Genomic DNA, 14,228 nt, shown 5'->3' on the forward strand with positions numbered 1-14,228 from the left:
AATGGGTGGTGTTTTTGGTGGTGGTACCGTCAGCACATCTGACAAGCGGATCAATTCAATGCGGATTCAACAATCTGCTTATGGTCTTTGCCAACCTTTGGTTTACGGCAAAAACCGTGTTGCTGCCAATATGTTCTGGTATGGGGATTTTACCGCCACAGCGCACACAACAACGACAAAGCAGGGCGGTAAAGGTGGTGGTGTAAAAACTAAAAACACGACTTATACCTATAGCGCGTCTTTCATGCTTGGGCTTTGTGAAAACAAGATCAAAGACATTGGCATTATTTGGCGTGACAAAGAGCAGATTGTCACGAAAACTGAGGGTGGTGTGCAGCTCAAGCCAATTGATCAACTAGGTTTTGAACTGTTTGATGGTGATCATAATCCCGTCTGGGGTTATCTCCCATCAAAGCATCCTGATCAGGCATTGCACTATCCATTTCTCGGTTATGTTGCCTGTGCCAACTACGATCTGGGCGGTAGCGCCAGCTTATCGAATCATAATTTTGAAGTAATTAGCGATATTACATTCTCAGAAACGATTCAAGATGCCAATCCTGCAGATGTAATTGAAGACTTCATTACCAATCCACGGTATGGTGCAGCACCTAGTCTGAATATGGCAGATTTATCTGAATTTCGAACCTATTGTGCAGCCACCAATTTGTTGATCAGTCCTGCTTTAACTGAACAGCGTGAAGCATTCGAGATCATCAATGAAATTGTTGAAGCAGTGAATTGTGCAGTGGTACCAAGTCCAGACGGTTTAAAAATCCGTTCATACGGTGACAGTGCAGTGACAGGAAATGGTGTGACATTTACGCCAAATCTTGAACCGGTTTATCACTTAACAGATGACGATTTCTTGGGAGAAGATCAACCAGTACGTGTACGTCGAAGCCGTGATACCGATGCATACAACCATTGCCAGATTGAGTACGTGAATCGGTTTAACCAGTACAACACTGAAACAGTTGAAGCCAAGGACCAAGCTAATATCGAAATGTTCGGTCTGCGTACACAAGATCCAGTTAAGTTCGACTTTTTCTGTGAGCCGAAAATTGCTCGTCATGCGGTGCAATTGCTGTTACAGCGAAAACTGTATGTTCGAAATGAATATGAGTTTGAATTAGGATGGAAGTACTGCCGACTTGAACCGATGGATATTGTGACCATTACAGATAAATCCTTGGGTTTAAATCAGTTTCCAGTACGGATCATTCGTGTTGAAGAAGATGAAGAGGGTGTACTTTCGATTACCGCTGAAGAGTTAGCAGTCGGATCTCGTTCAGCAGTTGAGTATGATCTGCAATCATCGAATGGGTACCAAGGTGGGAATGAGGAACCAGGCAACGTCAATGCACCGGCAATTTTTGAGCCTCCTTTAGAATTAACCGATGGTAAAAATCAAATCTGGGTAGCTGCATCTGGTGGTATTAATTGGGGTGGTTGTAACGTCTGGGCAAGTATAGACAACACGACTTATGAAATGATCGGCACCATCTATGGCTCTGCACGTTACGGTACATTAGTTTCAGCCATTGATGCGGATGACACATCGATGCAAGTGCAATTGAATACATCATCTCAAATCTTTGGAGGTACGCTAGAAGATGCTGAAGTTGATGCAACACTGTGTAAAGTTGGTGATGAATATATCAATTATATCGATGCAACCTTGGATGGATCAGGGCGTTATACATTAAGTGGCATGCTTCGTGGCCGTTTTGATGATGCAAGTACACATAATGCAGGTGAATCATTTGTTCGTATTGACCGAGCCATTTTTGAATATGACTTCAACTCAAATATGGTTGGTAAGCAGATTTATCTGAAGTTCACAAGCTTCAATGGTCTTGAGCAAAAAGAAGAATCCTTAGATGAAGTGACGGCATACAGTTACACCATCAATGGTGGTCGTCCTGCAGGTGTGAAAGGTTTATCGCTTCAATCTGCATTTGAAGGAACGAGCTTTAAAGTGCAATGGCAAAGTGCAGCTGGCGCGACAGGTTATATTGTTCAGATTTGGTCGAATGGTGTATTGCTTCGCACAGTTGAAACGACGAATACCGATTATTCATACAGTATGGATGAAGCGAAAATCGACGGTATTCAACGTGCTTATACAGTGCGTGTTGCAAGTAAAAACGGTTCGATTATCAGCACTTATGCTGAACTGAATATCAGTAATCCAGTGCCACCACAATTGTTGAACGTGTACACATCGGCAACTGCAGATTCGATCACAGTGACTTGGATTCCAAGTGAAGTGCCTGATCTGAAAGATTACCAAGTGTGGATCAGTACCAATGCGAACTTTGATCCTGATACAACGGCAGCACGTTGGACGGGTACCGAAAATGCTTGCACGATTACTGGCTTGCAATCAACGACAACATATTATGTTCGTGTTGCTGCACGGGACGTATGGAAGCCGACCTCGTGGAACTATTCAACACGAATCACACAAGCCACTGCGGATTAATCACAAACCACCTTCGGGTGGTTTCATTTTTAAAGGGGTAATCAATTGCGAGATATCGTGATTAAACAGGGTACGAATAAGCCTATTCCATTAGACGTTAATAATAGTGATGGCACACCATATGACTTTAGTGATGTGACTGAGATCCGCAGCAAGATACGAAATATTAGTCGTGAGGTTATTGCAGAACTCATCATTTCCATTGATGAGGAAACACCTGGTCGACTCATTATAGAAACAGGTCCTACTGATGATTGGCCTATAGGAGAACATGTTTGGGATGTCTACTTTTATTTGAAAGATGGTCATGTATTTCCTATGCCAGACAAAGGTGTAAGCAAATGGATTGTTGATGAAAGAATCTCTTAATGGAGGGTATTTCTATGAGTCAAAACACACAGAAAGTCATTGTGAAAAATTCAGCGCTTAAGGTGACAGTCAGCACATCAAATAAAGCAATAGTTGCGAAAATGCCCATCAAAGTCGTTCAAGTAAATGAAGCTGGTCGTCAAGGACCCAAAGGCGATCCTGGACTAACTTTAGATGAGGTTGATGATCGAATTGATCAAAAAATTAATGAAAATAGAATTTTGTTCAGAGATTTAGCAGGGAATATATATGGTTCAGATACTTGATATTTTACTAAAGGATGATCTGCATCCGAGCCTAGCAATCAATGCGAATAATCAACTGCAAGTAAATGTCGATAATGAATCTATTCATATCAAGCCAAACGGAACCATTGCCTTAAGTTTTGAATCGCAATTATTGATTAATGCTATTAAAGCTAATCAAACATTAACAGCTCTCTCTTCAAGAGTCGATGCAGAGTCAGGTGCACGTTTTATCACTTATGTTAATGAGCTTGGTCAAACGACAGAATTAAATTTTTCAGCATTTATGACTGATGTCCACGTAAATGGTGGTGTGGTTGAGGGAAAGGTGTTAGTGCTCACTGATACTGCAGGTGATCAAGTGCGAATTGATTTGACTCAATTTATGAGTGAAGCTGATGTACGTGCATTGATTAAAAGTATGTTTACGGTCGCCTTGAGAAATTTAAAAGGTGATATTAAAGGGTGGATTTTACCTTATGAGCCAGAACAACACGATATTGTTTCCGAGTGAAGTAAAAGTACCTGAGCTTGAAGAATTTTCGGATGACTTTATTCTGCATAACAATCAACTATATGTTGATTGGAATCGGGTAGGTAATGTTCTTAAGTCTTCGAGTGGTGGGCCTAGAGTTGTTTACGAAGGTGAGGTTGTGGCAGACGAATCGGATGCTTTCTTTACAATCAACATTCCTGAAAACATATTTGCTGAACCACCCAAAATATTCATCACAGGATTTGCTTTAAATCCCGAAACAAATACTGCTGTCGGGAATGCTGCATTTGCTTGCCTATTCCCATCAAGTATTACAACTACGCGTGCACGTGGTAGAGCAAAAACCGCGAATGCTGCTGGATTGCTGGCAGCTATGGTTCTAACCAATGCAGTTGGGGCGATTGTTCAATTTATAGCTATTGGTAAGCCGTATATAGGAGATCAGTATGCACTTGCCGCCTGAAGGTACCCAGTTTTTTTCAGATTATTATCGCAGTCAAATTGGCGAACATTATTATCTTAAAGAAGAAAACGGAACTTGGTTTGTTTTTAATTTTCAGCAATGGGTAGCATTACCACCACCTGATCAATGGATTTTGGAATATAAAAAGCCAATATCTGAATTTACTGAATGGGACTATAACCCATTTAATGTATAGCCACCTCTGGGTGGTTTTTTATTGCCAATTTTAAGGGGGCGTTAGTGAATGAACCTAGTGCATCAATTTGGAAAAAATTAAATGAAGTAACAGACAAACTCCAAAAAGTGTCTGAACAACTTATTGAATCAAATGCCATTAACAAAGGGTATCACCAAGCACTTGATCAGCATCGGATCAAGATTGAAGCCCTAGAGCGTGAAAACAATCGTGCTCAAGGTGCGATAGGTTTACTTAAATGGGCATCAACTATTCTACTCGGCATATCTATAACTAGTGCTTCGTGGACCATTAATACAATCAATCAACTCAAACAAGATGTGGCTATTATGAAAAGCCTCAGAGAGGATAGAAAATGAAATTAATTGAAAATTGGAAACAGGCTTGGAAACTCAAGTCAGTACAAGTAGGCGCATTTAGCGCCTTTTTTTATGCCTTAATTTTATTCTGTGATCAGTTTGTACAGGTGTGGAATGTTATTCCACCAGAGCTAAAAACCTACATTCCCGAACAATGGAAAGAATTTGTCGGGTGTTTTGTTGGTGTAGCTATAATTCTTGCTCGCTTGAAGGCTCAACCTGAACTGCATAGCATTAATCAGTTTGTAACTGTAACAGCAGGGCATTCAAATTCTGATCCTGGTGCGGTAAATGGCAATCTTAAAGAAGCCGATTTTGTTGTAACCATTCGAAATGCTTTAGCTTATTACCTAAAGCAGGCGGGCTTACAGGTTAAAACTGATGGTATCGGCACTCAGAACGATCCATTGTCTTCAGCACTCAAATTGATCAAAGGCTCTAAAATTGCTCTAGAGATTCACATGAATGCAGCAGCAAACAAAACTGCTGTTGGTATTGAAACAATCTCATTACCTAAAGATAAGAAATTGGCTCAACAGATCTCTAAAGCCGTTCAGAAAATCACAGGTTCACGACTTCGTGGAGATAGTGGCTGGATTGATCAATCTAAATCGGCTCGAGGCAAATTGGCTTTCGTACAAAATGGAGGTTTAATTCTTGAAGTTGGCTTTATCTCTAATGATGCTGAAGCAAAGCTAATTCAAGATCAAGCATGGTTGATTGCAAGGGAAATCTCAAAAGTAATTATCGCTAATCAGTAAAGGAATAGCCCTCTAAATGAGGGCTAATTTATTTAAATATAATAAAATTTTTAAAGTACAGTTTTCTGCCTGATTCACTATCTATTAATTTATATACATATAAATCATAATTATTCCTATGCTTTAAATCATATACATTTTGTTTGTAATCACCATCGAGCATTAATTTTCTGAAATATAAATTACGTTTTAAATCGAATGCACTTAGAATTTTTTTCATTTGCGACCTCTATCTCTATATACCTTGTGTAGATGACTTTCCAGAACCCAAATATCACCATCGATGACAACTTTATTGCCATCGTAAAGAGATAAATTCTGGCCATAAAAATCTGTAATGTTATTTAGTTTCCCTTGATAATTATAGTTTGCCCAAGCACATCTACGATCACTGTGGTTTGACTCTTTGTGAAAAACGAGGATTACTTGAGGGTATTTAATCATCATGAGTTTAATTCTCGGCACTAATATAATCTGGTATTTCAACAAAGTAAGCTTGATTAGTAGCAATGCTTACCCATTGCAACGTCCCGATTTTATTAATGAGTTTAATATTATTGTTATCGTATAAGCTGATTAATACATTATTATCATCAAAAAAACCAACATATTGAATAGCTGGATTTCTGTGAAAGTTTTCATACATTTTATGGACTTTAACTTTAACAATATTCATTATTTATCCTAATCACCTAAAAGGAGTTAAACCTTTTAAATGATTTAAGAATTCTGAGTTATAAGTTATTTTTTAACTTCGACCTCAGTATGCTCTTTCGGAGCATCTTTAGTTTGTCTGTTCTCAGCATTTAATTGCTGTTCCTTATTTTTTTCTTGCTGAGCTTTTTGCGTATTATCGCCTGCAGGATTTGATTGTTGCTGGTTCTGTTGCTGGGTTTTAGAGTCACTTGACTTTGTGAAATTTGACATAATGATTGTCCTTGAATTGTCAATAGTATTATCGACAAACTCAGCATGTGCCTTATATTTATTAATAGATACCCTGAATATGTATCAAGATTTATAGTTTTAGAAATATTTATTATGAGTGCCTGATATTAATCGATTATTAATATAATATTTAAATTAATATATTTGTAATTTATAAAAACTCTTACTCATGCATTGTCATAAATTTTTACATTAGCAATTTAGCAGTAATCTCCTCATCAAACTCTATTACCCCAGTCTAGTACGATTCAATCTATAGATTGAAATTTTTTCAATACTTTGCAAGTTATGCTATCCGCTGAATTCTCAAAAAAGAGAAATAGCAAAATTGGGTAGGAAACCTTATAGGTAAAGTATAAAATTTCTTTAGTAACTTACTAACAATTAATTCTGATGAAAATGATCACAGAATTATTTTCTAAGACGTAAATATCTTCAGTCTACAAAAAATGAAGAGTCTACAAAAAAATAAATTTGTAGACTGATTTGTAGACTGATGAAGTGCAATTACACCTAAGTGGTAACAAATGTATGCAACTATTAAATGATATTAACTTATTGAAAATACTGGTAATTGCATTATGATACAAGCGTTGCCAATTAAAACAAAACTAGGTGGATTCTACTTTTTCTACTATGCGATTGTCGGTACCTTCATGCCGTATTGGAGTCTATATCTGCAAGATCAGGGATTTAGCTTTTTAGAGATTGGGTGGCTTAGTGCAATTGCAATCATGACACGTTTTTTTGCGCCGTTTATTTGGGGGTGGGTGGCGGATAAAACGGGTAAAAGAATGCTATTGGTGCGAATCGCAACATGGATGGAAGCGAGTATATGGTTCCTCATTTTTATTATACCCAATAATTTTCAATCAATTGCCTTGTTAATGTTGATCTTCAGCTTTTTTCAAAATGCGATACTTGCTCAATTTGAAGGCGTTACATTATTTTGGTTAGGCGAAAATCGAAATGAACTTTATGGCAAAGTGAGAAAATGGGGATCGATTGGGTTTATTGTTGGTGTTTTCTTTATTGGTCTAATTCTTGAAATTATTGATATTCAATATCTCCCGATTTTATTACTGAGTATTTCATTTCTAGCGTTCTTATGGTCATTTACAGTAAAAGAACCGAAGGGCGCACCAAAAGCCCAAAAAACACTTGAATCCATTATTCCAGTTTTAAAACAACCAGTTGTGAAAGCAATTTTCTTAATTGAGTTCATTATGTTGTTTGCTCAAGCACCATTCTATAGTTTTTATAGCAATTACTTACAGTCATCTGGATTTAGTACCACAGCAACAGGATTTCTTTGGTCAACAGGTGTTATTGCTGAAATCATGATGTTTGCCTATGCATCATTTTTTTTAAATCGTTTTACATGGCGTCATTTGGTTGCGATCTGTTTATGGATGACTGGGCTTAGGTTTTTGATTGTTGGTTTATTTCCTGAAAGTTTTGTTCTCCAATTTCTCTCCCAGACAATGCATGCATTCAGTTTCGGTTTATTTCACTTATTGGCGATGCGCATTATTTTTGAGCACTTTTCTGCTGGGCAGCAGGGTAGAGCTCAAGCTTTGTATAGTACGATGTGGGGCTTGGGTGTGGCATCTGGAAGCGTATTGGCAGGACAATATTGGGAGCTGATTTCTGGCAGCTATATTTTTATCATTGCAGGAGCTTCAACGTTGATTGGTTTCATATTTTTATCCGCTTTACCAAATCTCAAGCCCACTGAAGCAAGATAGTGACTTATGATGTTTGAGTAAATAGTAATTCCGGATCCACGCATAATCTATTTCGTCCTGCAGATTTCGCTTGATAAAGGGCAACGTCTGCACGATTAATCAATTGTTGGAATGGGGTGCCAGACGGAAGTTGTTGATAACTTAAACCTATGCTTACACTAATATTGAGATGTTGATTTTGCCTGATCATAATCGGTGTTTCTGCCACGCGGTCGCATATACGCTGTGCGATTTCAATGCAGGCTGGTAGGTTACTATCTTTAATTAAGATGGCAAATTCTTCACCGCCAACTCTACCGAATAAATCATTTGATCTAATTTGAGATCTGACGATATTGCTAAAGTCTTTGAGAACAATATCACCTATTTCATGTCCATATTGATCATTAATTTTTTTAAAGTGGTCAATATCGAGTAGTAGAATAGACACGCTGTGAATATTGGATTTCGCCTCCCTATGAGTTGAGTCTATCGTCTTTTCGCTTTCTTCATAAAAATATCGGCGATTCATAGTCGTTGTTAAACTGTCATGGTTCGCTAAATATAATATTTGGTGATATAGCTTTTGGCGATTCAAACTAATAATTGATAATGTTAGTGGGCCTAAAGCCAGCATGAAAAGACCGATGCGAACAGACAGTGTTGTCGAAATAAATGCTTCTGGAGATTCTGTTAGATAATATGCACTTAAGCTGTTGTATAAGAACATACATACAAAGCAGTTGATGATTGCAACCAACAATAAATTGTAGGTTAATGCTGCCCAGATGAGTGCTCCGATCGGGAACATGATGGCGCCAGGGCCAATAAAAAAGTGAGTTAGAATTACAGATACAACAACAAATATGAAGGGTAAGACAAGGGGCAAACTTAAACGTTGATTTTTTTGATTTACAAAATATTGTTGAACTGTAGTTTTGCTTGGTAATGCGAGAACAATAGGTAAAAAAGCGACAAAGTTAAGAATTTCACCACTCCACCACATGCCAAAATCAACCCAAATACGGCTGAGCTCCATAAAGCTGTTAGGAACATAAGGGATGGTTAAAATCGCAAAGGTTGGGCTCGCTAGGCACCCTCCAAAAGCACTAATTAAAAATAAGTAAACAAATGTAAGACCTTTATTGAATTCTTGATAATTGATTTTTAACCGGTTCAGTAGGTATAAGGTCACTAATGGGTTTAGCAAGTTAGCAAGAGTTAACAACCAAGTAAGTTGTAAAGTGTTGCCAGTACCTAGGTCTGCAAGCATATACCCAGAAAAGGCCCCAAGCCAGCCACCAAGATTATTGAGATAACTAAATCTTAAAAAAAGACCAAGTAGTACGGCATTTGCAGGCCAGAAAATTGCGAGAAATGAGAGAGGTCGACCAAGTATTCCAGCCAAAGCACAAAGTGTAATGATGAGCATGACAATCAAAAAAGATTGTGCATTGTTTTTAATCAGCTCTGTTCGTATCCATATGGTCATACTTAACGTATATTCCCTTGCATAAAATCTTATATTTTTAAGCTTTCTGTGAGGTATAGAATGAATATTATTCTGATAAGAATATATTTTTGCACTAATAAATCAATAGATCGCATTAAACTGCTGATGATTTAAATTTCATCAATAGGGAATTCATTTTCTTATATAAAATTGTTCTTATCACGTTAATTCTATGAGTTTTCTTGCTGAAATGTGCTAATTTAGCTCTAAACGTTGACCTATAGATGTTGTATGAAAAAAACAGTTTTTTTTGCACCTTTACTTTTATTAATGACGTCTTTTTCTTCTGCCGATCAAAATGTCCAAGCGCAAGCTAAAGGTGCTGATTTACAACAGCCTGAAAATAATATTCGAATCAACATGCGCCCAGAAATTTTAGGTTTATGGGGAATGGAAATTCCAAATAATAAAAAATGTGTTGAGTATTATAATTTCCGTGGTAACAATGAGGTGGTCGTGAATAGTGCTAAAGAGTGGTCGGTCGGTTTATTTGAGTATCAACCATCTCAAGACAGCTCTTCGGGCTTGTTGCCTACCTTGGTCATGCAAGTCAATTATGAGAACAACGAAAAAGACTGCTCTGGTAATCAAGTAGATCAGGCAGGAGATTTGTCTCAATATTTTGTAAAATGGGACAATCCGAATCAAATCAATTTCTGTGCATCTGAAAAGGGTGGACAATGTTTTGCAAAACTTAATCGTATATTGCCATGAGCTAAAATCTTTCCAGCGTATTCTTCAATAAAAAAAAGCCTCCTGAAAAAGAGGCTTTTTTATTCATCTTGTAAAGCTGTAATTACTCAGCTTCGCTATGTCCTTGTACCTGTTTCAACAAATGTTTCTCTAAGTAGTGAATATCCATAGCCTGTTCTGCAAAGTTCTTATCTTCAAGGATGAGATCTTTGTGTAGCGGAATATTGGTTTTGATTCCAGTTAAGATCATTTCATCTAAGGCTTGTTTCATACGTGCCAAAGCGGTTTCGCGATCTTTACCATGTGCGATTAATTTAGCAATCATCGAATCATAGTAAGGTGGAATGCTATAACCTGGATAGATATGAGAATCTAAACGGATGCCTGCACCACCTGGTGTGTAGAATTGCTCGATTTTACCTGGTGATGGGAGGAAGGTGGTTGGATCTTCTGCATTAATACGGCATTCAATTGCATGACCGTGTACTTTGATTTGATCTTGTTCTAGATTTAAACCAAGACCAGCGGCTACACGAAGCTGTTGTTCAATAATATCGACACCCGTTACCATTTCAGTCACAGGATGTTCTACTTGAACACGTGTATTCATCTCAATAAAGAAGAACTCACCATCTTCAAATAAGAATTCGAACGTGCCTGCGCCACGATACTGCATTAATTCGCATGCTTTTACGCAAGCTGCTAAAATTTCAGCACGAGCTTCTTCTGGAAGGTTCGGAGCAGGAGCCTCCTCAAGCACTTTTTGATGACGGCGTTGTAATGAACAGTCACGATCATATAAATGTACGGCGTGACCATTACCATCGCCAATCACCTGTACTTCAACATGGCGTGGCTTTTGAAGGAAACGTTCCATGTAAACCGTATCATCACCGAACCACATTTCAGCATCACGTTGAGCTGCTTGTACAGACTCCAACAGTGTATCAACACGTTCAACAATTCGCATACCGCGACCGCCACCACCAGCAGCAGCTTTAACGATAAGTGGGAAGCCAATCTCTTTTGCTTCGGCCAAGGCATTGTTTGGTGTTACAGCATGAGCTGAACCTGGAACGGTTGGTACACCAGCTTTACGCATCGCCATAATCGCTGACACTTTATTCCCCATAAGGCGAATATGTTCAGGACGTGGACCAATAAAGATAAAACCAGAACTTTCTACAATCTCAGCAAATTCAGCATTTTCTGATAAAAAGCCATAACCTGGATGAATTGCATCTGCACCAGTCACTTCCGCTGCTGTAATAATTGCAGGAATATTTAGATAACTTTCGCTACTTGCACCAGGACCAATACAAACGGCTTCATCAACAAAGCGTAAATGCATGAGGTCTTTATCGGCATCCGAGTAGATACCGACTGTTTTAATACCGAGTGTTTTGCAAGCACGTGTAATACGCAGTGCAATTTCACCTCGGTTGGCAATGAGAACTTTTTGCAACATACCAACCCCCAACGATTACGCGCGGTAGCGGAATAAAGGTTGACCGAATTGGATTACATCACCATTTTTAACTAAAATTTCTTCAATCACACCACTTTGAGTTGCCTCAATTGGGTTCATGATTTTCATTGCTTCAATAATTCCAAGCGTTTCGCCTGCTGAAACAGTTTGTCCTACATTTACAAATGGTGCTTCGCCTGGACTTGGTGCAGCATAGAACACGCCAACCATTGGTGAGGTTTCAACAGCACCACGAGAAGCTGGTTTCACAACTGGAGCTTCTGGCGCAGCAGATTGTATTGGTGCAACACCAGCGGCTACGATAGGATTACGACGCGCTAAAGCAATGGATTGATCACCTTCTTTTACTTCAATAGATTGAAGATCCGATTCAATCATTAAGTCGATGAGCTTTTTAATTTTGCGAATATCCATGAATTCGTATTCCTAAGGTTAAAGATGTGTAGAAGTTTGAATTTTTTGCACGGCATGAGTTAATGCAAATGAATAACCCTGTGCGCCTAGTCCACAAATGACACCGACAGCTTTATCTGAGAGATAAGAGTGGTGTCTAAATGCTTCACGTGCGTGAACATTTGAAAGGTGAACTTCAATAAATGGGATCGCAACACCTAATAGGGCATCACGTACTGCTACTGAGGTGTGGGTCAGTGCAGCAGGATTGATGATGATAAATTTTATACCATCAATTTGGGCTTGATGAATTCGGTCGACAATGGCACCTTCCCAATTGCTTTGGAAGGTTTCAAGTTGAATTGAACTTTCTTGAGCTTGCTGTATGAGTTGATGATTGATATCGTCTAAAGTTAAATGTCCGTAAACTTCAGGTTCTCGCTTTCCTAGCAAATTTAAATTTGGTCCATGTATGACCAAAATGGTCGAACTCATGAAGACAGCTCCAATATGAAAGTTGCAATATAACCTTGCAAGATGTCTGCAAAGTTTGCATATTATGGCATGTTTTTAAGCTTTTCATTTATATTTTGTTTCAAAAATAGCAAAAAAACAATGTCGTCAATGAGCTGTATTTTGAGAACTTTGCAGTCAATTGGCAATGTTAAAAAATTACATTTTTCTTTTAATTCTTCGAGTCTGCTATTTTAAACCGAATTGACCAAAAGTATTCATTTGTTTTGTGTAACCGCCATATGTGAGTCATCAATAGTCAGCATTTCTGACCATGAGGTGGTATAGCGTGGAGAGTGGTGCAATTGCTTCATTTTCCATTGTTGTTGATTGGTATGATAGCCCACTTGAATACAATGCTTTCCAAAGCGGTTTTTCATAGCGCCAATTGTTGTCATGAGTGAATCTCGCTGCTGGATTAAATCATGAGGCTGCCAAAGGTCATGTGTATGTGTTTTTTTAGCACTCAAAGCAGAAAACATGACGGAAACTTTTACATAACGTATATTTTCTTTAAATAAAACATCAATTTGCTGTTGTGCTGCATGGGTCAGGATTAATAAATCATCCGTCGGATATTCCAAACCAATTACATGAGAATGTGATTTCTTGAATGGTTTTACTGGAATTTTTTCATAAAGAGACACATGGACACAGGCGCATAATTGTTCTTGCTTGGTTAAACGCTCATGAGCCCGACTTAAATGAAAAATCATGGCTTGCTTGATTAATGCTTTATCCTTTAATGCTGATGCAAAACTTCGTGATGCTAAGATTCGTTTAGACGGTAAATCAGGATCTTCTAGTGAAATACAGGATTGACCTTTTAGCTCACGAATGGTACGCCCCATGAGCACTGAAAACTGCTTCATCAAATAGTGTTCATTGGCAAAAGTTAAGTCATAGCAATTATAAATACCGTAACTTTCAAGTTGTTTACTAATTTTTCGACCTACGCCCCAAATTTCCGATACTGAGGTTTCTATAAGTAATTGATCAAAACTGCATGGATCCAAATCCAATAAAGAACACACTCGGTTAAAACCAGAACGTTTTTTGGCAAAGTGATTGGCGAGTTTAGCTTGTGTTTTACTGTAACCAATCCCGATACAACAAGGTAAACCGATCCATTGTTGAATACGGTCGACTAATTCTCGACAAAATTTTTCTAAATCAAAAAGATTTTGATAATGTGTTAGACGAATAAAACATTCATCAATTGAATAGGGCTCTAAATCTGAATCTGCATGAAAGTGTTGCTCTAAAATAGTGAAAAAACGACTAGACATATCGCCGTAGAGGGCATAGTTGCTTGAGAATACTTTAACACCAGCTTTAAGCATATCTTTTTCAATTTCATACCATGGCACGGCCATGCCAATATTGAGAGCTTTCGCTTCCTCACTACGGGATACGACACAACCATCGTTATTACTTAAAACAACGACTGGTTGACCATTTAAACTTGGATTAAATACACGCTCACAACTGACATAGCAGTTATTAATATCAATGAGCGCAAAAATCTCTTGATGATAAATATTTTGCATAGGAGTAGGGTGAACTGCTTAGATC

At 38.1% G+C, this 14,228-nt stretch carries 17 protein-coding genes; 10 read left to right on the plus strand and 7 right to left on the minus strand.

The features are described 5' to 3' along the window. Position 1 precedes the first annotated feature (1 nt). From AC1M9F_RS03515 to AC1M9F_RS03550, 8 genes are read left to right on the plus strand one after another with little or no spacing between them, the layout of a single operon-like run. Positions 2-2,488 carry a phage tail protein gene (locus tag AC1M9F_RS03515; RefSeq protein ID WP_481597074.1) on the plus strand — a complete coding sequence of 829 codons (2,487 nt, stop codon included), beginning with the start codon at positions 2-4 and terminating at the stop codon, positions 2,486-2,488. A 45-nt stretch (positions 2,489-2,533) separates the two neighbouring features. Then, complete coding sequence (locus AC1M9F_RS03520) at positions 2,534-2,857, plus strand: hypothetical protein (RefSeq protein WP_481590011.1); 324 nt, start codon at positions 2,534-2,536, stop codon at positions 2,855-2,857. Between the two features lie 14 nt (positions 2,858-2,871). Further along, positions 2,872-3,123 carry a hypothetical protein gene (locus tag AC1M9F_RS03525; RefSeq protein WP_481592619.1) on the plus strand — a complete coding sequence of 84 codons (252 nt, stop codon included), beginning with the start codon at positions 2,872-2,874 and terminating at the stop codon, positions 3,121-3,123. Then, positions 3,107-3,616 carry a hypothetical protein gene (locus AC1M9F_RS03530; protein WP_481597075.1) on the plus strand — a complete coding sequence of 170 codons (510 nt, stop codon included), beginning with the start codon at positions 3,107-3,109 and terminating at the stop codon, positions 3,614-3,616. Before AC1M9F_RS03525 ends, AC1M9F_RS03530 begins: the two co-directional genes overlap by 17 nt. Beyond that, positions 3,603-4,061, plus strand: a complete 459-nt coding sequence (locus AC1M9F_RS03535; RefSeq protein WP_481597076.1) for a hypothetical protein — start codon at positions 3,603-3,605, stop codon at positions 4,059-4,061. The genes AC1M9F_RS03530 and AC1M9F_RS03535 overlap by 14 nt, the downstream gene beginning before the upstream one ends. Next, positions 4,045-4,257, plus strand: a complete 213-nt coding sequence (locus AC1M9F_RS03540) for a hypothetical protein (RefSeq protein ID WP_481590983.1) — start codon at positions 4,045-4,047, stop codon at positions 4,255-4,257. The genes AC1M9F_RS03535 and AC1M9F_RS03540 overlap by 17 nt, the downstream gene beginning before the upstream one ends. A 44-nt stretch (positions 4,258-4,301) precedes the next feature. Further along, entirely contained in the window at positions 4,302-4,616 is a 315-nt protein-coding gene (locus AC1M9F_RS03545) for a hypothetical protein (RefSeq protein WP_481592616.1), read from the plus strand. After that, on the plus strand, positions 4,613-5,377 hold the full coding sequence (locus AC1M9F_RS03550; protein WP_481597077.1) for an N-acetylmuramoyl-L-alanine amidase: 765 nt from the start codon (positions 4,613-4,615) through the stop codon (positions 5,375-5,377). Before AC1M9F_RS03545 ends, AC1M9F_RS03550 begins: the two co-directional genes overlap by 4 nt. 451 nt (positions 5,378-5,828) lie before the next feature. Here AC1M9F_RS03550 and AC1M9F_RS03555 read toward each other — a convergent pair whose 3' ends face one another. Both AC1M9F_RS03555 and AC1M9F_RS03560 read right to left on the minus strand, forming a co-directional pair. Then, positions 5,829-6,053, minus strand: a complete 225-nt coding sequence (locus tag AC1M9F_RS03555; protein ID WP_481590017.1) for a hypothetical protein — start codon at positions 6,051-6,053, stop codon at positions 5,829-5,831. 65 nt (positions 6,054-6,118) lie between these two features. Beyond that, complete coding sequence (locus tag AC1M9F_RS03560; protein ID WP_481597078.1) at positions 6,119-6,304, minus strand: hypothetical protein; 186 nt, start codon at positions 6,302-6,304, stop codon at positions 6,119-6,121. A 605-nt stretch (positions 6,305-6,909) separates the two neighbouring features. Here AC1M9F_RS03560 and AC1M9F_RS03565 point away from each other — a divergent pair. Then, positions 6,910-8,073, plus strand: coding sequence for an MFS transporter (locus AC1M9F_RS03565; RefSeq protein ID WP_481597122.1), 1,164 nt, complete (start codon positions 6,910-6,912; stop codon positions 8,071-8,073). 4 nt (positions 8,074-8,077) lie between these two features. Here the strand turns inward: AC1M9F_RS03565 and AC1M9F_RS03570 are convergent, their stop codons facing one another. Next, the gene (locus AC1M9F_RS03570) at positions 8,078-9,544 is read right to left on the minus strand and encodes a GGDEF domain-containing protein (protein WP_481597079.1); all 1,467 of its coding nucleotides are present in this window, start codon (positions 9,542-9,544) and stop codon (positions 8,078-8,080) included. Between the two features lie 252 nt (positions 9,545-9,796). Between AC1M9F_RS03570 and AC1M9F_RS03575 the strand changes: the two genes are divergently transcribed. Further along, positions 9,797-10,279 (plus strand): hypothetical protein, encoded by a 483-nt coding sequence (locus AC1M9F_RS03575; protein ID WP_035270703.1) that lies wholly within the window; start codon positions 9,797-9,799, stop codon positions 10,277-10,279. Positions 10,280-10,361: 82 nt separating this feature from the next. Here AC1M9F_RS03575 and accC read toward each other — a convergent pair whose 3' ends face one another. From accC to AC1M9F_RS03595, 4 genes are all read right to left on the minus strand, one after another. After that, positions 10,362-11,726 (minus strand): acetyl-CoA carboxylase biotin carboxylase subunit, encoded by a 1,365-nt coding sequence (gene accC, locus AC1M9F_RS03580; RefSeq protein WP_035267832.1) that lies wholly within the window; start codon positions 11,724-11,726, stop codon positions 10,362-10,364. Between the two features lie 15 nt (positions 11,727-11,741). Then, on the minus strand, positions 11,742-12,161 hold the full coding sequence (gene accB, locus AC1M9F_RS03585; RefSeq protein ID WP_035267829.1) for an acetyl-CoA carboxylase biotin carboxyl carrier protein: 420 nt from the start codon (positions 12,159-12,161) through the stop codon (positions 11,742-11,744). An 18-nt stretch (positions 12,162-12,179) separates the two neighbouring features. Continuing rightward, the gene (aroQ, locus tag AC1M9F_RS03590) at positions 12,180-12,635 is read right to left on the minus strand and encodes a type II 3-dehydroquinate dehydratase (protein ID WP_035267826.1); all 456 of its coding nucleotides are present in this window, start codon (positions 12,633-12,635) and stop codon (positions 12,180-12,182) included. 236 nt (positions 12,636-12,871) lie between these two features. Beyond that, entirely contained in the window at positions 12,872-14,203 is a 1,332-nt protein-coding gene (locus AC1M9F_RS03595) for a Y-family DNA polymerase (protein WP_481597080.1), read from the minus strand. Positions 14,204-14,228 lie beyond the last annotated feature (25 nt).

Source organism: Acinetobacter sp. ANC_7504 (assembly GCF_056779995.1).

Bases quoted from the DNA above. Each gene is read 5' to 3' on its own strand.
- AC1M9F_RS03515 (WP_481597074.1), top strand. From the start codon at position 2: ATGGGTGGTGTTTTTGGTGGTGGTACCGTCAGCACATCTGACAAGCGG.
- AC1M9F_RS03525 (WP_481592619.1), top strand. From the start codon at position 2,872: ATGAGTCAAAACACACAGAAAGTCATTGTGAAAAATTCAGCGCTTAAG.
- AC1M9F_RS03530 (WP_481597075.1), top strand. From the start codon at position 3,107: ATGGTTCAGATACTTGATATTTTACTAAAGGATGATCTGCATCCGAGC.
- AC1M9F_RS03540 (WP_481590983.1), top strand. From the start codon at position 4,045: ATGCACTTGCCGCCTGAAGGTACCCAGTTTTTTTCAGATTATTATCGC.
- AC1M9F_RS03550 (WP_481597077.1), top strand. From the start codon at position 4,613: ATGAAATTAATTGAAAATTGGAAACAGGCTTGGAAACTCAAGTCAGTA.
- AC1M9F_RS03555 (WP_481590017.1), bottom strand. From the start codon at position 6,053: ATGAATATTGTTAAAGTTAAAGTCCATAAAATGTATGAAAACTTTCAC.
- AC1M9F_RS03560 (WP_481597078.1), bottom strand. From the start codon at position 6,304: ATGTCAAATTTCACAAAGTCAAGTGACTCTAAAACCCAGCAACAGAAC.
- AC1M9F_RS03570 (WP_481597079.1), bottom strand. From the start codon at position 9,544: ATGACCATATGGATACGAACAGAGCTGATTAAAAACAATGCACAATCT.
- AC1M9F_RS03575 (WP_035270703.1), top strand. From the start codon at position 9,797: ATGAAAAAAACAGTTTTTTTTGCACCTTTACTTTTATTAATGACGTCT.
- accC (WP_035267832.1), bottom strand. From the start codon at position 11,726: ATGTTGCAAAAAGTTCTCATTGCCAACCGAGGTGAAATTGCACTGCGT.
- accB (WP_035267829.1), bottom strand. From the start codon at position 12,161: ATGGATATTCGCAAAATTAAAAAGCTCATCGACTTAATGATTGAATCG.
- aroQ (WP_035267826.1), bottom strand. From the start codon at position 12,635: ATGAGTTCGACCATTTTGGTCATACATGGACCAAATTTAAATTTGCTA.
- AC1M9F_RS03595 (WP_481597080.1), bottom strand. From the start codon at position 14,203: ATGCAAAATATTTATCATCAAGAGATTTTTGCGCTCATTGATATTAAT.